Consider the following 17,741-nt stretch of genomic DNA (forward strand, 5'->3'; position numbering starts at 1 on the left):
GTCCTCCAACGGCGGACGACTCAAGGCCGAACTGCCGTCGGACGACCACGTCTGGGCCTGTGCCGCCACCGCCGCCCACCACCTCGGGCCGCACGGCATCTCCTCGACACCGGAATCGGCCCCAGAAGAACCCGAGACGTGCCGCCCGTGTGAATTGACCACGTCCCTCTCCCTCCCGTCCATTTGAGTCGAAAGCCTGTACGAATAATCTCACACTCCGTAACCGATCGACTACAAATTTCGAACAGAATTTCTATCTGTTCGCTCGTAGTAGGCAACCCCGCGGAGACCGGCCAACCAAGCCCGAGACCGGGACCGGGACCGGGACAAGGAAGGGGCGCGGCCCGCCGGCCAGCTCGGATACGGCAGATGGCGAGGCCAGGACAGGCCAGGCGGGTCAGCCGGACAGCGCGGCAAGACAAGCCCGGGCAAGCAAGGACAGGCAAGGACGGACCAGGCGGGCCAGCCAGCGGGTCGGTCAGGCGGGTCAGTCAGGCGGGTCGCCGAACGGCCCCCGTACAGCGCCTCTCTGCAGCCTTCACTCCGTCCGCAGCCGGCCCCCGGCGAAGGCGGCAGGCAGAGCCTCCCCGTGCCGCCCCGTCCCCCCGTGCCGGGCTCACGGCGCCAGCCGTACCCGGACCGTCTCCCCGAAGTCGGGACGCGCCGCATACCAGCGGACGACGGCCGAACGGCCCTCGAGGTCGAGAGCGGCCAGCGCGTTGGGGAACCACGGGCCATCGGTGATCTTCCAGCGGAAGGAGCGCCGGGGCAGCCGCACCATGCGCGCCAGGACGGCACCCGCGACACCCGCGACGCCGAACGAGGCGACCACGTTGGCCAACCGCAGCGTACGGCTCAGCGGGTTGCGGATCGGCGAGCACACCGCCTGGTAGATGCGGGCCGCGTCGAGGTCGGCGGACGCGGGTCCCGCCGCCGCCAGATACGAGTAGTGCACGTCACCGGAGAGCAGCACGATCGTGGCGGGCGCCCGCCCGCGCCGGCCCGCGGCGACGTCGACGAGCAGGCGGCCGAGGTCGTCGAAGGACCTGCGGAACGCGCCCCAGTGCTCGAGGTCGAGCCCCTGACGGACCTTCTCCCCCCAGACGGCCGCGCGCCGCCCCCACGCCCCGTCGGCGACGGCCTCGCTCCAGCTCTCCACGTCGAAGATGCCGCTCGGCAGGAACACCGGCACGGAGGAACCGATGAGCAGGTGATCCACGCCACCCGTGGCCAGATCGGTGAACCAGGACCATTCCTCGTCGTCGATCATCCTGCGGCGCCCGGGATCGAGGCTCCTCGCGCACCGCGTGTCCAGCATGATCAGGCGCGTGCCGCCGATGTCGCGCGCGTAACTCCACCGCGTCGAGGGGGGATCCTCGTCGGCCCGCTTCGCGAACGCGTCGAGGATCACCGCGCCGTCGTCGTCGCCCGCCCGGATCGCCGCGAGCGTGGGATCGGCCTTCCGCTCGGACGGCGAGAGGTTCCCGAGGTGCTGGTAGATCCAGTACGCGCCGAGCGCCGACACCACCCGGGACGGCCACCACGACACCACGGCCATCTGGCGCCGCCACACGTCGGAGGTGTTCCAGTCGTCGCGCACGTCGTGGTCATCGAAGATCATCGCTGTGGGCACGGTGGACAACACCCAGCGGACCACCGGGTCGGTCCAGGCCTGCCGGTACAGCTCGGCGTACTCCTCGAAGTCGACGATCTCGTCCGGCCCGTCCTTCCGGCGGGCCCGGATGAAGTCGATCATCTCCGGCGAGGGCTCGTCGGCGTAGACCTGGTCGCCGAGGAACAGCAGGAGGCTCGGCGGGTCCTCCCCCGCCATCAGGCGTAAGCCGTACTCCCTGAGCACATCGGGGCCGTGGACGCTCTCGTGCGCGTCGTCGTGCGGGACGCTCGTACGGCAGGAGCCGAAGACGACCCTGCCCAGCTCCGCGAGCGGGCGGACCCGGCTCGGCGGGAAGCCCTCGACCGGCCACACGGGCCGTCCGTCCAGCTCGACGGTGTACTCGCCCGCGCCCTCGGCGTCGACGATCGCGTAGTGATGGCCGTGCACGGTGAAGGTGTGCTCCGTGCTGCGTCCGCCGCCCAGTCCGACGGTGACCTCACACGGCTCGCTCGTCTCCACCCAGATGGAGGCGCTCGTCTCGTCGACGTGGCGCAACATCGGCCCCACCAGCAAGTCGGGCACGTAGCCTCCTCGGGATCGGGGATCGGGGATCGGGGGTCTCAGGGGATCGGAGGATCGGGTTAAGAACAGGAGACGTCGCGGGTCAGCCTTCCAGTGACCGCACGAGAACCTCCAGTTCACGCATGAGCTCTCCCGTCCTGGCCGTGCCGTACATCGCGAGGATCGCCCGGTGGTGCTCGGCGATCCCCGCCTCGAGACGGCCCAGGAGGTCACTGCCCCGATCCGCCAGGAATACCGCCACCTTCCGGCGATCGGCGGGATCGTGTCCCCGGTAGACGACGGCACGCTCGACGAGCCGATCGACCGCCTTGGTCAGGGTGGGATGCGGCATCAGCGCGGCCTCGGCGAGGTCGCCCATCGAATGCCCGCGCCCGTCCGCGAGCGCCTGGAGGATGCGCCACTGCTCGACGGACACGTCCTCGGACGCGAGGGCGGCGGCGAGCGCCCGGTTGACGCTCCGCTCGGCCCGGCTCAGCAGGTAGGCGAGCGAGGAACCGAGCCCGGTGGCCGCCGGAGGGGGCTCCGGACGCACCGGGGGAAGGGGGGTCTCACGCCCGCCGTCGGGTCCCGCCGTCACCACAGAGGGCTCCCTTCGTTCGCGAGCGCGCAAGCGCCATACTCGTGCACGTGGCCGATCCTGTCACGGTGGTCATCGACCCCCTCGAAGCGCATCTGCTGCGTGCCGAGACGCTTCGCGTCGGCCTGGTGGTGCCCGTCTCCGGCGTGCTCGGGTTGCTCGGGCCGTGCGCGATCAACTGCGCGATGCTCGGCGCCGCCGAGGTCAACGCCGCGGGCGGGGTGCTGGGCAGGCCGGTGGAACTGGTGCTGGTCGACGGGGGAAGACGACCGGCGGAGGTCGCCCGTGAGGTCGCCGGGCTGGTGCGCGCGGGTGTCGTGCAGGCGGTCGTCGGCACGCACGCCAGTGACGTGCGGGTCGCCGTCGAGCGTTCGCTGTCGGGCTCGGCGCCCTTCGTCTACACGCCGCCCTACGAGGGAGGCGCGCGCAAACCGGGGGTGTACTTCCTCGGAGAGCCGGCGTCCCTCCAGGTGGGACCGGGACTCGACTGGCTGGTCGAGCACCGGAGAGCCCGGCGGTGGTTCCTGCTCGGCAACGACTACGTCTGGCCCCGGCTGGTGCACGCGTCGGCCCGGCGTCACCTGCGTGCCCGGTCCGCCACGATCGTCGGGGAACGACTCGTCCCCTCCGGCACGACGGCGATGGACGCGCTGATCGAGGAACTCGCCGCGGTACGGCCCGACGCGGTGCTGCTCAACCTCATCGGGAGCGACCTGGTCACGTTCAACCGGGCCTTCGCGGCGAGCGGCCTGCGCTGCGCGCGCCTGTGCGGGGCGCTGGAGGAGCATGGCCTGCTCGCCATCGGGGGCGACACCACAGGCGAGCTCTACGCCGCCATGGGCTACTTCGGCAGCCTCTCCACCGACGCCAACCTCGGCCTGGGCGAGCGTTACGCCCGGATGTTCGGGCCGGACGCCCCGTCGCTCAACGGGCACGGGCACGGCTGCTACGAGGGGGTCCTCATGCTGGCGGCCCTGGCGGGCCGGGCGGGCACCCTGGTCGTGCCGGCCGTCGAGGCGGTGGCCGACGGCGTCACCGTCACCACGGGCCGCGGGCGGCTGACCCTCCGCGACCGCCACGTGCTGCAGCGCGTTTACGTCGGCCGCGCAGACGGGCTCGACTTCTCTCTCGTCACGTCCGCCTAGATCATCTCGGTGCGCCCGCGGTGGGGAGCCGCTGCCGGGCGCATTGGGGCCGTTATGTCCGTCGCGTAAAACTTTCAAACGAAACCTTTTCGTCTTAAAGGGTTCGCTCTATCGTACGGCTCCGTACCCGCGTGTTAAGGAGCCGTCAATGCCCTCTCCCTCTGAGGCCTCCCCATCGCCCGCATCACCACCCACCGCCGGAGTCGAGCAGTTCGGCTACAAGCAGGAACTCCGGCGCTCACTGAGCTTCACCGACCTGCTGATCTACGGCCTGATCTTCATGGTCCCGATCGCGCCGTTCGGCATCTTCGGCAGCGTCTTCCAGGCGTCCGGCGGGATGGTGGCGCTCGTCTACATCATCGGCATGGTGGCGATGGCCTTCACCGCCCTGTCGTATTCGGAGATGGCCAAGGCCTTCCCGATGGCGGGCTCGGTCTACACCTACGCGGGCCGCGGCATCGCCGCCCCGGTCGGCTTCCTCGCCGGCTGGGTCATCCTGCTCGACTACGTGCTCGTGCCCTCGCTGCTGTACCTGATCGCCAGCGCCGCGATGGCGTCGTTCGTCCCCGCCATCCCGATCTGGGCGTGGCTGATCGGCTTCATCGTGCTCAACACGGTGGTCAACTACCTCGGCATCGAGATGACCGCCCGGCTGAACAAGATCATGCTGGTGGCGGAGCTCATCGTGCTCGCGATCTTCCTGGTCATCGGCGTCGTCGCCCTCGCTCAGGGCAAGGGTCACGGCGGCGGGCTGACCCCGCTGTTCGACTCCTCGACGTTCTCCTGGTCGCTGGTGTTCGGAGCCGTGTCCGTGGCGGTGCTCTCGTTCCTCGGCTTCGACGGCATCTCGATGCTCGCCGAGGAAAGCCGGGAGAACACCCGCCGCCTCGGCCGCTCCATGATCGCCGCGCTCGCGCTCGCGGGTGTGCTGTTCGTCGTGCAGACCTGGGTCGCGGCGCTGCTCGTCCCGAACCGCGCCGACCTGATCGCGAACGGCGACCCGGCGGGTTCGGCGTTCTACGACACCGCCGAATACGCCGGCGGGCACTGGCTGAGCGTGCTCACCGCCGTCGCGACCGCCATCGCGTGGGGTTTCGCCAACTCCCTCGTCGCCCAGGCCGCGACCTCCCGCCTGCTGTTCGCCATGGCCCGCGACAAGCAACTCCCGAGCTTCCTCGGCAAGATCCACCCCACGCGCAAGGTGCCGGTCAACGCCACCTTCCTCGTGGCGGCGGTGTCGCTGGCCCTCGGCCTGTACATGAACTCGCGCGACGACGGCATCTCCCTGCTCACCACGCTGGTGAACTTCGGCGCGATGACCGCCTTCCTCGCGCTGCACGTCTCCGTCGTCGTCCACTACCTCGTACGGCAGCGCAGCCGCGACTGGTTGCGCCACCTCATCGCGCCTGCGATCGGATTCCTGATCCTGCTCTACGTCGTGATCAACGCCAACATCGCCGCCCAGGCCGTCGGCCTGATCTGGCTGGCCATCGGCGTCCTCATCCTCGTCGGCTCCTACCTGCTGGGCCGGCGTCCCACCCTTTCCGCGATCAACACGGAGGTCAGCGAGTGAACGTCTTCTCCTACCGGCCGGCGCCAGAGGAGCTGTCCTACACCTTCGGCGGCCGTCCGGCGGTGGCGAGGATCACCCCGGGCACGGTGGTGGAAATGTTCACCGAGGACTGCTTCGGCGGCCGGGTCCGCGGGCTGGACGACCTTCCGTCGAAGGTGTGCGAGTTCCCGTACCTGAACCCGGTCACCGGCCCCTTCCACGTGGAGGGCGCCGAGCCGGGCGACACCCTCGCGCTGCACTTCGTCTCCATCGAGCCGGCCCGCGACTGGGCGGTCTCGACCACGTTCCCGCACTTCGGCGCGTTGACGGCCACGCACACCACGGCGATGTTGCACCCGCCGCTCGACGAGGTCGTGTGGCTCTACGAGGTCGACGCCGAGAAGCGGATCGTCCGCTACCACGCGCGGAGGGGCGACTTCACCGTGGAGATGCCGCTCGACCCGATGCACGGGACGGTGGGCGTCGCGCCCGCCGCGTCCGAGGCGCGGATGACGATCACCCCGGACGCCCACGGCGGCAACATGGACACCCCGGAACTGCGCGCGGGCGTCACGGTCTACCTCGGGGTCAACGTGGAGGGCGGCCTGTTCTCCATCGGGGACGGCCACTGCCGCCAGGGACACGGCGAGGTCTGCGGCACCGCGGTCGAGGCCGCGATGAACACCGTCGTGGCCGTCGAGCTCGTCAAGGGCGTCTCGACGCCGTGGCCGCGGCTGGAGGACGACGGCCATCTGATGTCGACGGGGTCGGCCCGCCCGCTCGAGGACGCCTACCGCATCAGCCAGCACGACCTGGTCACCTGGGCGTCCTCCCTCACCGGCCTCGACGAGCTGGACGCCTACCAGCTGGTCAGCCAGGGCGGCGAGGCCCCCGTGGGCAACGTGTGCGACACCAACTACACGATGGTCGCCAAGCTGCCCAAGGCGTACCTCGGCGGTCCCGAGATCTACGGGGCGGCGCACAGTCGTCTCCGGACGCTCGGCGAGGAGTACCTCTCCTCCCGCTGAGCACCCGGGGGCATCGGGGGCACAGGGCATCGAGGCATCTGGGGACACGGCCCATCCTTGTCGGCGCTCAGCCGTACGAGGGTGGGCCGTGTCCTTCTAGCCCGCCGCGGCCACGATCTCCTCGCACAGGGCGTGGGTTCGCAGCGCGTCGTCGGCGGTGATCAGGCGGCCTTCGCGCACCGACGACAGGAATTCCCGACAGGCCTGCTCGATGCCGCGCTGGCGGGCCACCGGCACCCAGTCGCCCCGGTGGCTGACCGCCTCCGTGCCCGAGTAGTCGACCACGTCAGCCAGGTTGACGACCCGGCGCTTGGCGCCGCCGCCGAGGACCTCGCAGGTCTCCTCGCTCGCGCCGCTGACCCTGCTCATGATGCCGATCGCGGTGAAGTCCGCGTTCCCCGATTCCCCGGTCGCGGCGGCGCCGCGCAGATGGAGGACGATGTGCTCCAGCAGCCCGCCACGGACCCGGACGTCGATCGACACGTCGGAGACGTCGCCGGGGGCGAGGAAGCGCAGTGTGTCCACCACGTGGATGAAGTCGTCGAACACGACGCGGCGCGGGTCGTCCGCCTGGCCGGCGCGGTTCTTCTGCATGACCACGAGGTCACGCGGCAGGTCGCGCAGGGCGGCGTACCCCGGCGCGTATCTCCGGTTGAACCCGACCATGAGTGACCGCCGGTGCTCCCCCGCCAGCCGTACGAGCCTGTCCGCGTCGGGGAGGCGGTCCGCGAGCGGCTTGTCCACGTAGACGTGGACGCCCGCCTCGATCAACGCCGTCACGATGTCCACATGGGCGGGCGTCGCGGCGTGGACGAACGCGGCCTCGACGCCCGCGGCGACGACCTCGCCGACCGAGGTGCACCTCGCGGGGACGCGGTAGGCGTCTCCCAGCCGGTCCAGCGTCTGCCTGTCCCGCGTGCAGAGGAGGAGGTCGATGCCCGGCGTCGCCGCGAGCACCGGGAGGTAGGCCTTCTGCGCGATGTCCCCGAGCCCGATCATCGCCACCCGCATGGGGGGCCGGCTCGCGCCGTCCTGTGGCGACGTCACCGGTCGTCCACGGTCAGCCGCGTGTGGTTGGCGGGCGAGCGCCGGTAGCGGGCGTCGGCGGCCCGCCGTTCCCGATCCGCGTCGTCCGGTGCTTCTGTCGCTCGTTCAGTCACGCGGATCACCCTGTCACAGTCTTCACCTTTGCGGTGTTCTGTGATCACTGCTCACGCCACCAGGCGATGGTGGCCTTCAGCGCGTCGTCCGTGGACGTGGGGGCGAGGCCGAGCACGGCCTCCGAGGCCGACGAGTCGAGGACGAACGGCCGGTCGAACTGGTAGCGGGTCTCCCTCATCTCCTTGAGCATCGGGACGGCGAGTCCCGCGGCGTTGAGGACCCACTCGGGGATGCGCCGCAGGCGCGGCGCGGGGGCTCCGGCGAGCGCCGACAGGCTCTCGGCGACCTCCCGCAGAGTGAGGGGCGCGTTCGTCGGCACGTGCCACGCACGGCCCCAGGCCTTCTCCTCCGCCGCCGCGGCGATCAGCGCACGGGACACGTCGGGGATGTAGGTCCAGCTGTGCGGGATGTCCGGGTCGCTCAGCACCGTCACCGGCTTTCCGCCCAGAACCGGCCCGAGGAACCGCCCACCCAGGTACGACTGGTCGGACGAACGCGGCCCGAAGTAGTCGGAGCCCCTGACCTCGGTGACGCGCACTCGACCCGCCTGGTGGGCGGCCAGTGCCTGCGCCCACATCTCGGCCCGCACGCGGCCCTTGGTGCCGGTCGACGCCAGCGGCAGGTCCTCCGTCATCGGGCCGTCGACGGGGCCGTAGCCGTACAGGTTGCCGATCGTGGCCAGGACGGCGCCGGAGGCCTCCGCGGCCTCCAGGAGCGCGGTCGCGACGGGCGGCCAGTCCCGGACCCACTCGTGGTACTTCGGGTTCATGCAGTTGTAGAGCGCGTCGGCCCCTTCCGAGAGACGGCGCATCGCGGCCGCGTCCGCGGCGTGCCCGGCGACCAGGCTGATCCCCCGATGCTTCGGGCCGGAGCCCGACCGCGTGACGACGACCACCTCGTGGCCCTGCTCCGCCAGCGACTCCGCGACGTGCCCGCCGACCTGTCCTGCCCCGACGATGACGTGCTTCCCCATGATGACCTTCTCCTTCAGACCTGGTGCCAGACGAGCCGCAGCACGGCGTTGACGATGTAGACGGCGGCGAAGACGGCGCCGGCGGTGACCAGCCCGGAGGCGACCAGAGCAGCGGCCCCTCCCCCGAACCAGAGGATCTCCAGCACGGCGCGCGCGGCGCCCTTGAGCGGAACAGGCGGGTTGTTGGCGGCCCCGAAGACCGCCCACACCGCGATGAAGAGGGCGGGCGCCCCGATGCCGGCCAGGAGACGCAGTGCCAGGCTCTCGCTCACCGTGAATCCCCAGTGGCCGACCGAGAAAAGGACGCCCAGCTCCAGGAAGAACATCAGTGCGGCATTCGCTGCCTTGGCCATTTCCGCCTCCGTCGTGCTCACCACTTCGTTATGAGAGCAATGCTCTCGCTTGAGAGCACGGGTCGTCAAGAGCAGTGCTCTCATTTTCTCTCACTGCTCTGATAGCCTGCGGACATGAACGCGAGCCGTACCGCGAGAGAGCGGGTCAGGGCGGAGTTGATCCGGGAGATCACCGACATCGCGCGCCGCCACCTGGCGACGGACGGAGCCGGAGGACTGTCGCTCCGCGCCGTCGCGCGGGACATGGGGATGGTCTCGTCGGCGATCTACCGGTACTTCCCGAGCCGCGACGATCTGCTGACGGCACTGATCATCGATGGATACAACGCCATCGGCGAGGCCGTGGAGATCGCCGACACGGGATGCGCGCGGGACGACTTCACCGGGCGCTGGCTGGCCGTTTGCCATGCCGTACGGACCTGGGCCCTGGACCACCCCCACGAGCACGCCCTGCTGTACGGCTCGCCGGTGCCGGGCTACCAGGCGCCCGAGGACACGATCGGACCGGCCACCCGGTACACGGTGGTTTACGGGCGGATCATCTCGGAGGCCCACGTGGCCGGCCGCCTGACTCCGCCCGACATGTGCCCGGCACCTCCCGAGGTGTTGTCGTCCGACGCCGAAGCGGTGCGACAGGTCATGCCCGGCGTCTCGGACGACGTGGTGGCGCGCGGGATCGTCGCCTGGACCGGACTGTTCGGGATGGTGAGCTTCGAGTTGTTCGGCCAGTTCAACAATGTGATCACCCACCGGCGAGAGCTCTTCGAGCACAACATGCTGTGCCTGGCCCACCTGATCGGCCTACCCCCCACCCCCGGCGCGTGATCATGCACAGGTTCGGGGGGCGCGCCCTGACCGGCGCATTCACCGTTCGTGATCATGCACACTTTCGGCGCGACATCGTCCCACCTGCGCATACACAAGCCGTGATCATGCACGAATTCGGCGGCACACCGCCTCACCTGCTTAAACGAGAGTCGTGATCATGCAATGAAGGCGGCATCCCGATTACGGGGTGCCGCCTTCAACCGCTCCGTCACCACATCTCACGCGTCTGCCGTGCGCTCGTCTCCGCGAATCACCCATGCTGCATGATCACGAACGCCAACCGCGCCGGCCAGCGCGCATCTCCACGAATGCGTGCATGATCACGTCAGACATCGGTGCCGGTCAGCGCACACATCTCCGAACGCGTGCATGATCACGAACGGTGTGTGCGCTGGTCAAGCCCCACCCTCACGAACTTGTGCATGATCACGGCCGGTGTTCGGGCTGGTCAAAGGCCATGATCCCGAACCTGTGCATGATCACGCGGGAGGAGGGCGGTCAGGGGTGGGTGGCGCGGTTGGCTGCGGAGATGATGGCCTTGAGCGAGGCGGTCGTCGTGTTGGCGTCGATGCCCACTCCCCACAGCACGACGGCGCCGTCGGGCCCCATGACCTCGCACTCCACGTAGGACGCGGCCTTCGCGTCGGCGCCCGCGCTCATCGCGTGCTCGGTGTAGTCGAGCACCCGCACCTCGACGCCCACGCCCTCCAGCGCGTCGCAGAAGGCCGAGATCGGGCCGTTTCCGACGCCCTCGATCTCGCGGATCTGACCGGAGATCCGCACGTCGGCGCTGATCATGTCCTTGTCGTCGACCGTCGAGGAGTGGCGGTGGGCCAGCAGGCCGAGACGGCCCCACGGCTTGTCCGGGTTGGGCAGGTACTCGTCGGCGAACGCCTCCCACATCGCGGCCGCCGTGACCTCGCCGCCCTCGGCGTCGGTGTGGGCCTGGACGACGCGGGAGAACTCGATCTGCAGTCGCCGGGGCAGGTCGAGCTGGTGGTCGGCCTTCATGATGTAAGCCACGCCGCCCTTGCCCGACTGGCTGTTGACGCGGATCACGGCCTCGTACGAACGGCCGATGTCCTTGGGGTCGATCGGCAGGTACGGCACGGCCCAGGTGAACTCGTCCACCGGGACTCCGGCGGCCGCCGCGTCACGCTCGAGATGGTCGAAGCCCTTCTTGATGGCGTCCTGGTGGGAGCCGGAGAAGGCCGTATAGACGAGCTCGCCGCCCCAGGGGTGGCGAGGGTGGACGGGCAGCTGGTTGCAGTACTCGACGACGCGCCGGATCTCGTCCATGTCCGAGATGTCGACCTCAGGGTCGATGCCCTGGGAGAAGAGGTTCATCCCCAGCGTGACCAGGCAGACGTTGCCGGTCCGCTCGCCGTTGCCGAACAGGCAGCCCTCGATGCGGTCGGCTCCCGCCATGTACCCGAACTCGGCGGCGGCGACGGCCGTGCCCCGGTCGTTGTGCGGGTGCAGGGACAGCACCACGGAGTCCCGGTAGGCCAGGTGGCGGTTCATCCACTCGATCTGGTCCGCGTAGACGTTGGGCGTGGCCATCTCGACGGTCGCCGGCAGGTTGATGATCACCTTACGGTCGGGCGTCGGCTGCCAGACGTCGTTGACGGCGTTGCAGACCTCGACCGCGTACTCCAGCTCGGTGCCGGTGAACGACTCCGGCGAGTACTCGAAGAAGATCTCGGTGCCGTCCATCTGAGCGGCCAGCTTCTTGCACAGCTTGGCGCCCTCGACGGCGATGGCGGTGATGCCGTCCTTGTCCTGGCCGAAGACGACCCGCCGCTGGAGCGTCGAGGTCGAGTTGTACAGGTGGACGATGGCCTGCCGGGCCCCGCGCAGCGACTCGTAGGTGCGCTCGATCAGCTCGGGCCTGGCCTGCGTGAGGACCTGGATGACGACATCGGAGGGGATGCGGTCCTCTTCGATGATCTGGCGGACGAAGTCGTAGTCGGTCTGCGACGCGGCGGGGAAGCCGACTTCGATCTCCTTGTATCCCATTCGCACCAGCAGCTCGAACATCTTGAGCTTCCGGTCGGCGTCCATGGGGTCGATCAGCGCCTGGTTGCCGTCACGGAGGTCGACGGCGCACCACCGGGGCGCCTTGGTGATGACCTTGTCCGGCCAGGTGCGGTCGGTCAGCCGGATCGGCTCGAACGGCGTGTAGCGGTGGAAAGGCATGGGGCTGGGCTGCTGCGAATTCATCATGCTCCTCATCGGGCACACGGCGACGCGGGAAACGAAGTCCCGAACAGATGAGAGGCGTCGCCAGTGAGAGAGATCATTGACGGCCGACGCGCGTGAGCCTCACCGCGACGAGGGAGCCGACCTCTTACAGGCCCTCGACGCGGCGGATAAGAAGGAGCCCGCGCAGCATGCCGCCGAGACTAGCAGACATCCGCACGCCGTCCGGACCGGGACCCCGGTCCCGCATCCTCGTCCGTCCCGCCCGTCCCACCGCTCACAGAGCCGCCTCCGCGAGATATTTATATACGCCCAAATGTTCTGATTACCTCGCACGCTAGGGTGACTCACAACGAAGGGGGTTGCGCCATGAAGGACAACGAGATCCTTGATCAGATCGGTGAGCTCATCGACGAGGAGCACGCCCTGCGCCGCCGCCTGGCGGCAGGTGAGCTGAACTCCGACGACGAGCACACCAGGATTCGCGATCTCGAGGAGTCGCTCGACCGCTGCTGGGATCTGCTGCGCCAGCGCCGGGCCCGCCGCGGCGTGGGCGAGGACCCCGACGACGCCGCCGCCCGCCCGGTCGGCGAGGTCGAGAACTACCTGCAGTAAACCCCAAGCCGCCTCGACGTCCTCCGCCGTCTCACCAGCCGAAAAACACTCGCGCTCGCGGACGGCGGTGCGATTGTCTTGATGGCATGCAGATCGAGCGCCTCGACTTCGCCGTCCCCGACGATCGCATGTCCGGCCTCTACGCCGTCTACCGCGCCGATCTGAGGCGAGGGCCGGGAATGTCGTTGCGCCATTTCCGGGTCATGACCGAGCGCGGCTGGTCCGAGGAGCGCACCGAGGCCTGGGTGGCCCGTCTGGCGGGCGAGATCGTCGGCGGGTACGCCCTCCTCTATCCGCAGTCGGACAACACGCATCTGGCGCTGATCCGCACGTTGGCCGTCCATCCCGGCCACCGGCGCAACGGCGTGGGCAGTTCCCTGGTCACCCACGCGATCGGCCGGGCCAGAGCCGAGGGGCGGCGGATGATCGTCGCGGAGGCCGCCGTCGACCAGCCGGGCGCGCCGTTCGCCAAGGCCCACGGCTTCTCCCCCGCCACAACGGAGGCGCGGCGGGTGCTCGACCTGCGCACGGCCGACTGGTCCGGTTTCGAGCTCATGCGAGGCGACGCGGTACGGCACGCGCGTGACTACTCGATCGAACGCTGGGCCGGCCCGGTGGGCGAAGAACAACTCGGCGACATGGCGGCACTCATGATCGGCATGAACGACGAGCCCCTCGGCGATCTGGACATCGAGGACCAGCGCTGGGATCCCGCCCGAGTCCGGGCGAACGATCAGGTGATGGCAGCGGCGGGACTCAGGGCGTACACGATGGTCGCGCGGCACGCGGCGACCGGCGAGCCCGCCGGATTCACCCGGATCGCCGTCGACGCCCATGAGCCGGAGGGGTGGGCCCGGCAGCACGACACAAGTGTCCTGCGCCCCCATCGGGGCCGGCGGCTCGGTCTCATCCTGAAACTCGCCAACCTCGCCTGGTTCCACGCCTGCGAGCCGTCCGTCGAGCGGGTGGTGACGTGGAACTCGACGTCGAACAGTCACATGCTCGCCATCAACGAGAAGATGGGCTACCAGGTGCTCGACGTGTGGAACGAGTGGCAGTTGCACATCTGAGCCCGGACACGGCCCGGCGGCGATGAGGAAGCGAATCGGCCATGCTCAAGGCCAGGTCCACAGGACTTCTTGATCGAGCAGTCCCGGCGAGGCCGAAGGCGTTCAGGCATACGATCGCTTCCTCCCTTCGACCATAACCCGGACGACGCCCCGAACCACCGACGACCCCGTACGGCCGGCATCGGCCGGGCTTCGATTCAGACCGCGAGCAGGCGGTGGACGTCCTCTCCCCTGAGCTCTTCCGCGGTGCCGGAACGGACCACCCTGCCGGCGTCGAGGATCACGAAGTCGTCGGCCAGGCGGAGCGCGAGGTCGAGGTACTGCTCCACGAGCAACATGGCGAGCCCGGAGGCGTGCAGCCGCTCGATCGCGTCCTCGATCTCGATGATGATCGACGGCTGGATGCCCTCGGTCGGCTCGTCCAGGATCAGCAGCCGGGGCCGTGTCACCAGGGCTCTGGCCATCGCGAGTTGTCGCTGCCGCCCGCCCGAGAGGAAGCCGGCCGGCCTCTTCAGCAGCGGCTTGAGCCGGGGGAAGACCTCCAGCGCGTCGTCGACCGCCGTCGCGTCCTTGTGCGGCGAGGCCTCCAGCGTGACCATCAGGTTCCCCATCACGCTGAGCTGGGGGAAGGCGTCGTGGCCCTGGGGCACGTAGCCCATGCCGAGCCGTACGCGCTCGTCCGGCCTGAGGCCGGTCACCGGCCCGCCCTCGAAGGTCACCGATCCGCCCGTCGCCGGGACGACCCCCATGATGGTGTTGAGCAGGGTCGTCTTGCCCACGCCGTTGCGGCCCATCACGCAGGTCAGCCGGCCGTCGCCGACCTCCACGGAGACCCCGGAGAGCACCCGCGCCCCGCCGTACCCGGCCTCGAGTCCCTCAACGGACAACATCATCGGCCTCCTCGCGCGCTTGTCCCAGATGAATCTCCTGTACCCGCGGATCCGGCCTGACCCGCTCGACCGTCCCGTACGGCGAGCAGGAGCCGTCCGTACCTGCTGCGCAGGAGTCGCCGCGGACCCATCCGCGTGAATATATAGGCACATATGTACGCACACCGATATAGAGGGCGCCGAGTGTGCAAAACGGCATCCGGGCCGGCCTCGGCGATTTCGTCTTGATGATTTCGCCGGCCGTTCCGGGGAACACGTGGTCGCCACCGACCGGGAACGGTTTCCTATTTCCCTGTTCCTTGAGATAGTCGAGGCCGGGCATGATCTGCGGGTGCTCGGTCAGGCCTGAGGAGAAACGCACAGCGAGCCTTCCAGGCCTTCGTACTGCAATGCCGCCCTTGGGGGGTGGACGATTCTCCTGCACAGCCGGCGAACCCCATCGCCGGAATCGCGGCAGACGACTCCGCCCCGACAGGCCGAATTGCGCAATTACTCCTTCTTGCCGATACGGCCCCCACGCCGACCCGTCTACGGCCACGGTGATACCGTGAGATTTCTCGAAAACCTCCGGAAAGTTAACAACTCATTAGCCGACGCTCCCGCCGAACTCGATACACGCTGGAAATGAACAGGTAACGCGGGGGAAACGGCGATTATCTATCGTCCCGCCATGCGGCTCACTCCACACGAACAGGAACGCCTGCTCATTCACGTCGCGGCCGGCGTGGCCCGCGACCGTAAGGAACGGGGTCTGCGCCTCAACCACCCCGAGGCGACCGCGATGATCGCGTCCTTTCTGCTGGAGGGTGCGCGTGACGGCAGGAGCGTGGCCGACCTCATGGACGCGGGCCGCAAGGTGCTCCGCCGCGACGACGTCATGGACGGTGTGCCCGAGATGCTCGACTCCGTCCAGATCGAGGCCACGTTCCCCGACGGCACCAAGCTCGTCACCGTTCACAACCCGATCACATGAGCACGAGCGCCGCGCGCGGCGGCACGGTTGCGGGGCACATCGCCACAGGCCGGGGTCGCCCGGCGAGAGCCGTACCGCACGGAGAGGGAGGCGGCCGATGAGCGGCGCGAGCACACCCGGCACACCCGGCGAGATCGTGTACGGCGAGGCGCCCGTCCCGCTGAACCCGGGCAGGGAACGCGTGACCGTCCGGGTGGTCAACACGGCCGACCGGCCCATCCAGGTCGGCTCCCACTATCACTTCGCGGCGGCCAACCCGGGCCTGGAGTTCGACCGGCAGGCGGCGTGGGGCACGCGCCTGGACGTCCCCGCCGGCACCGCGATCAGGTTCGAGCCGGGCGTCGAGCGCGACGTCACGCTGGTGCCGATCGCCGGGAACCGCATCGTTCCCGGGCTGCGCTCCGAGTGGGCCGGCCCGCTGGACGGCGGCGCCCGTGCCTGACATCGAGCGGTCGCGTTACGCGGCCCTGTACGGCCCGACCACGGGCGATCGGGTGAGGCTGGCCGACACCGACCTGTTCATCGAGGTCACGGAAGATCTGTCGATGGGCCCTTCGGGGGCGGGCGACGAGGTGGTCTTCGGCGGCGGCAAGGTCATCCGCGAGTCGATGGGCCAGGCCCGCACGACCCGTGCCGACGGCGCGCCCGACCTCGTGATCACCGGGGCGGTGATCCTCGACCACTGGGGCGTCGTCAAGGCCGACATCGGCGTGCGCGACGGGCGGATCGTCGCCATCGGCAAGGCGGGAAATCCCGACACGATGGACGGCGTGCACCCCAGCCTGGTCATCGGACCGTCGACCGAGATCCTCGCGGGCAACGGAAAGATCATCACAGCCGGGGCCGTGGACTCCCACGTCCATCTCATCGCCCCGCAGATCCTCGACGAGGCCCTCGCCTCCGGCATCACCACGATCATCGGTGGCGGCACCGGTCCGGCCGAGGGCACCAAGGCGACCACGGTGACCGGGACGTGGTACCTCGCCCGGATGCTGGAGTCGCTGGACTCGTATCCGATCAACGTGGCACTGCTCGGCAAGGGCAACACGGTCAGCACCGAGGGCCTGCTGGAACAACTGCGCGCCGGAGCCTCCGGGTTCAAGCTGCACGAGGACTGGGGCACCACTCCGGCGGCGATCGACGCCTGCCTGAGCGTCTGCGACGCCACCGGCGTGCAGGTGGCCATCCACACGGACACCCTGAATGAGGCGGGGTTCGTCGAGTCGACGCTGAAGGCCATCGGCGGCCGGGTCGTCCACGCCTACCACACCGAGGGCGCGGGAGGCGGGCACGCCCCGGACATCATCAAGGTCGCCTCCCACGCCAACGTGCTGCCCTCCTCCACCAACCCCACGCGGCCGCACACGGTCAACACCCACCACGAGCATCTCGACATGCTCATGGTCTGCCACCACCTGAACCCGTCGATCCCCGAGGATCTGGCGTTCGCCGAGTCGCGCATCCGGCCCACCACGATGGCGGCCGAGGACGTGCTCCACGACATCGGCGCGATCTCCATGATCGGCTCGGACTCGCAGGCGATGGGCCGGGTCGGCGAGACGATCATCCGTACCTGGCAGACCGCGCACGTCATGAAGGCACGGCGTGGCACACTGGGCGGCGAACCGGGCAATCCGGCGGACAATCTCCGCGCTCGCCGCTACATCGCGAAATATACGATCAATCCGGCTATCGCCCATGGGCTGGACGCCGAGGTCGGCTCGGTCGAGGTCGGCAAGCTGGCGGATCTCGTGCTCTGGAGCCCCGCCTTCTTCGGTGTGAAGCCCGACCTGGTCGTCAAGGGCGGCGTGATCGCCTACGCCCAGATGGGCGACGCGAACGCCTCCATCCCGACCCCGCAGCCGGTCCTCCCCCGGCCGATGTTCGGGGCGGCCCCGGCCACGGCGGCCGCGACGTCCCTGCACTTCGTGGCGCCCCTGGCCATCGAGGACGGGCTGGCCGACCGCCTGGCCGTACGACGCCGGCTGGTGCCGGTCGCCGACGTGCGGAGCCGGCACAAGGACTCCATGCCCCTCAACGGCGCCCTGCCGGCGATCGAGGTGGATGCCGACACGTTCACCGTCCGCATCGACGGTGAGCCGATCGAGCCTGCCCCCGCCGAGCGGCTGCCGATGGCGCAGCTCTACTTCCTCTTCTGAGCCGACAGGGGGCTGGGG

17 protein-coding genes are annotated in these 17,741 nt (G+C 69.4%); 9 read left to right on the forward strand and 8 right to left on the reverse strand.

Features of this window, described 5'->3' with window-relative positions; all coding sequences use genetic code 11:
- Positions 1 to 616: 616 nt before the first annotated feature.
- Together Psi02_RS02685 and Psi02_RS02690 are read right to left on the reverse strand one after the other, a co-directional pair.
- A complete protein-coding gene (locus Psi02_RS02685; RefSeq protein WP_203971362.1) occupies positions 617 to 2,197 on the reverse strand; it encodes an alkaline phosphatase D family protein in 1,581 nt (526 codons plus the stop codon).
- An 82-nt stretch (positions 2,198 to 2,279) separates the two neighbouring features.
- Positions 2,280 to 2,774, reverse strand: a complete 495-nt coding sequence (locus Psi02_RS02690) for a MarR family winged helix-turn-helix transcriptional regulator (RefSeq protein WP_239094547.1) — start codon at positions 2,772 to 2,774, stop codon at positions 2,280 to 2,282.
- Positions 2,775 to 2,824: 50 nt separating this feature from the next.
- Here Psi02_RS02690 and Psi02_RS02695 point away from each other — a divergent pair, with 50 nt between their 5' ends.
- The 3 genes from Psi02_RS02695 to Psi02_RS02705 all read left to right on the forward strand — a co-directional run bounded on the left by Psi02_RS02695 (position 2,825) and on the right by Psi02_RS02705 (position 6,499).
- Positions 2,825 to 3,919, forward strand: a complete 1,095-nt coding sequence (locus Psi02_RS02695; protein ID WP_203971364.1) for a substrate-binding domain-containing protein — start codon at positions 2,825 to 2,827, stop codon at positions 3,917 to 3,919.
- 148 nt (positions 3,920 to 4,067) lie between these two features.
- Positions 4,068 to 5,492 carry an APC family permease gene (locus Psi02_RS02700; RefSeq protein ID WP_203971366.1) on the forward strand — a complete coding sequence of 475 codons (1,425 nt, stop codon included), beginning with the start codon at positions 4,068 to 4,070 and terminating at the stop codon, positions 5,490 to 5,492.
- Positions 5,489 to 6,499: an acetamidase/formamidase family protein gene (locus Psi02_RS02705; RefSeq protein WP_203971368.1), complete on the forward strand. Its 1,011-nt coding sequence runs from the start codon at positions 5,489 to 5,491 to the stop codon at positions 6,497 to 6,499. Before Psi02_RS02700 ends, Psi02_RS02705 begins: the two co-directional genes overlap by 4 nt.
- 96 nt (positions 6,500 to 6,595) lie before the next feature.
- Here the strand turns inward: Psi02_RS02705 and Psi02_RS02710 are convergent, their stop codons facing one another.
- The 3 genes from Psi02_RS02710 to Psi02_RS02720 all read right to left on the reverse strand — a co-directional run bounded on the left by Psi02_RS02710 (position 6,596) and on the right by Psi02_RS02720 (position 8,986).
- A complete protein-coding gene (locus tag Psi02_RS02710; RefSeq protein WP_239094548.1) occupies positions 6,596 to 7,546 on the reverse strand; it encodes a Gfo/Idh/MocA family protein in 951 nt (316 codons plus the stop codon).
- 157 nt (positions 7,547 to 7,703) lie between these two features.
- A complete protein-coding gene (locus Psi02_RS02715) occupies positions 7,704 to 8,633 on the reverse strand; it encodes an NAD-dependent epimerase/dehydratase family protein (RefSeq protein WP_203971370.1) in 930 nt (309 codons plus the stop codon).
- Between the two features lie 14 nt (positions 8,634 to 8,647).
- Complete coding sequence (locus tag Psi02_RS02720; protein WP_203971372.1) at positions 8,648 to 8,986, reverse strand: YrdB family protein; 339 nt, start codon at positions 8,984 to 8,986, stop codon at positions 8,648 to 8,650.
- A gap of 114 nt (positions 8,987 to 9,100) precedes the next feature.
- On the opposite strand from Psi02_RS02720, the gene Psi02_RS02725 reads away from it, so the two are divergent.
- A complete protein-coding gene (locus Psi02_RS02725) occupies positions 9,101 to 9,811 on the forward strand; it encodes a TetR/AcrR family transcriptional regulator (protein WP_203971374.1) in 711 nt (236 codons plus the stop codon).
- A gap of 501 nt (positions 9,812 to 10,312) precedes the next feature.
- Here Psi02_RS02725 and leuA read toward each other — a convergent pair.
- Complete coding sequence (gene leuA, locus Psi02_RS02730) at positions 10,313 to 12,040, reverse strand: 2-isopropylmalate synthase (protein ID WP_203971376.1); 1,728 nt, start codon at positions 12,038 to 12,040, stop codon at positions 10,313 to 10,315.
- A gap of 345 nt (positions 12,041 to 12,385) precedes the next feature.
- On the opposite strand from leuA, the gene Psi02_RS02735 reads away from it, so the two are divergent.
- Together Psi02_RS02735 and Psi02_RS02740 are read left to right on the forward strand one after the other, a co-directional pair.
- Positions 12,386 to 12,631, forward strand: coding sequence for a DUF2630 family protein (locus Psi02_RS02735; protein WP_203971378.1), 246 nt, complete (start codon positions 12,386 to 12,388; stop codon positions 12,629 to 12,631).
- 86 nt (positions 12,632 to 12,717) lie between these two features.
- Entirely contained in the window at positions 12,718 to 13,701 is a 984-nt protein-coding gene (locus Psi02_RS02740) for a GNAT family N-acetyltransferase (protein WP_203971380.1), read from the forward strand.
- A gap of 197 nt (positions 13,702 to 13,898) precedes the next feature.
- Here Psi02_RS02740 and Psi02_RS02745 read toward each other — a convergent pair whose 3' ends face one another.
- The gene (locus tag Psi02_RS02745) at positions 13,899 to 14,591 is read right to left on the reverse strand and encodes an ABC transporter ATP-binding protein (protein WP_203971382.1); all 693 of its coding nucleotides are present in this window, start codon (positions 14,589 to 14,591) and stop codon (positions 13,899 to 13,901) included.
- Positions 14,578 to 14,952: a hypothetical protein gene (locus Psi02_RS02750; RefSeq protein WP_203971384.1), complete on the reverse strand. Its 375-nt coding sequence runs from the start codon at positions 14,950 to 14,952 to the stop codon at positions 14,578 to 14,580. The genes Psi02_RS02745 and Psi02_RS02750 overlap by 14 nt, the downstream gene beginning before the upstream one ends.
- 309 nt (positions 14,953 to 15,261) lie before the next feature.
- Here Psi02_RS02750 and Psi02_RS02755 point away from each other — a divergent pair, with 309 nt between their 5' ends.
- The 3 genes from Psi02_RS02755 to Psi02_RS02765 all read left to right on the forward strand — a co-directional run bounded on the left by Psi02_RS02755 (position 15,262) and on the right by Psi02_RS02765 (position 17,723).
- Positions 15,262 to 15,564, forward strand: coding sequence for an urease subunit gamma (locus Psi02_RS02755; RefSeq protein ID WP_203971386.1), 303 nt, complete (start codon positions 15,262 to 15,264; stop codon positions 15,562 to 15,564).
- A 97-nt stretch (positions 15,565 to 15,661) separates the two neighbouring features.
- A complete protein-coding gene (locus Psi02_RS02760; RefSeq protein ID WP_203971396.1) occupies positions 15,662 to 16,006 on the forward strand; it encodes an urease subunit beta in 345 nt (114 codons plus the stop codon).
- Positions 15,999 to 17,723, forward strand: a complete 1,725-nt coding sequence (locus tag Psi02_RS02765; protein ID WP_203971398.1) for an urease subunit alpha — start codon at positions 15,999 to 16,001, stop codon at positions 17,721 to 17,723. The genes Psi02_RS02760 and Psi02_RS02765 overlap by 8 nt, the downstream gene beginning before the upstream one ends.
- The last annotated feature ends 18 nt before the right edge of the window (positions 17,724 to 17,741 follow it).

Source organism: Planotetraspora silvatica (assembly GCF_016863315.1).
GTDB lineage: Bacteria > Actinomycetota > Actinomycetes > Streptosporangiales > Streptosporangiaceae > Planotetraspora > Planotetraspora silvatica.

Bases quoted from the DNA above. Each gene is read 5' to 3' on its own strand.
- Psi02_RS02700 (WP_203971366.1), top strand. From the start codon at position 4,068: ATGCCCTCTCCCTCTGAGGCCTCCCCATCGCCCGCATCACCACCCACC.
- Psi02_RS02715 (WP_203971370.1), bottom strand. From the start codon at position 8,633: ATGGGGAAGCACGTCATCGTCGGGGCAGGACAGGTCGGCGGGCACGTC.
- Psi02_RS02720 (WP_203971372.1), bottom strand. From the start codon at position 8,986: ATGGCCAAGGCAGCGAATGCCGCACTGATGTTCTTCCTGGAGCTGGGC.
- Psi02_RS02725 (WP_203971374.1), top strand. From the start codon at position 9,101: ATGAACGCGAGCCGTACCGCGAGAGAGCGGGTCAGGGCGGAGTTGATC.
- leuA (WP_203971376.1), bottom strand. From the start codon at position 12,040: ATGATGAATTCGCAGCAGCCCAGCCCCATGCCTTTCCACCGCTACACG.
- Psi02_RS02735 (WP_203971378.1), top strand. From the start codon at position 12,386: ATGAAGGACAACGAGATCCTTGATCAGATCGGTGAGCTCATCGACGAG.
- Psi02_RS02740 (WP_203971380.1), top strand. From the start codon at position 12,718: ATGCAGATCGAGCGCCTCGACTTCGCCGTCCCCGACGATCGCATGTCC.
- Psi02_RS02745 (WP_203971382.1), bottom strand. From the start codon at position 14,591: ATGTTGTCCGTTGAGGGACTCGAGGCCGGGTACGGCGGGGCGCGGGTG.
- Psi02_RS02755 (WP_203971386.1), top strand. From the start codon at position 15,262: ATGCGGCTCACTCCACACGAACAGGAACGCCTGCTCATTCACGTCGCG.
- Psi02_RS02760 (WP_203971396.1), top strand. From the start codon at position 15,662: ATGAGCGGCGCGAGCACACCCGGCACACCCGGCGAGATCGTGTACGGC.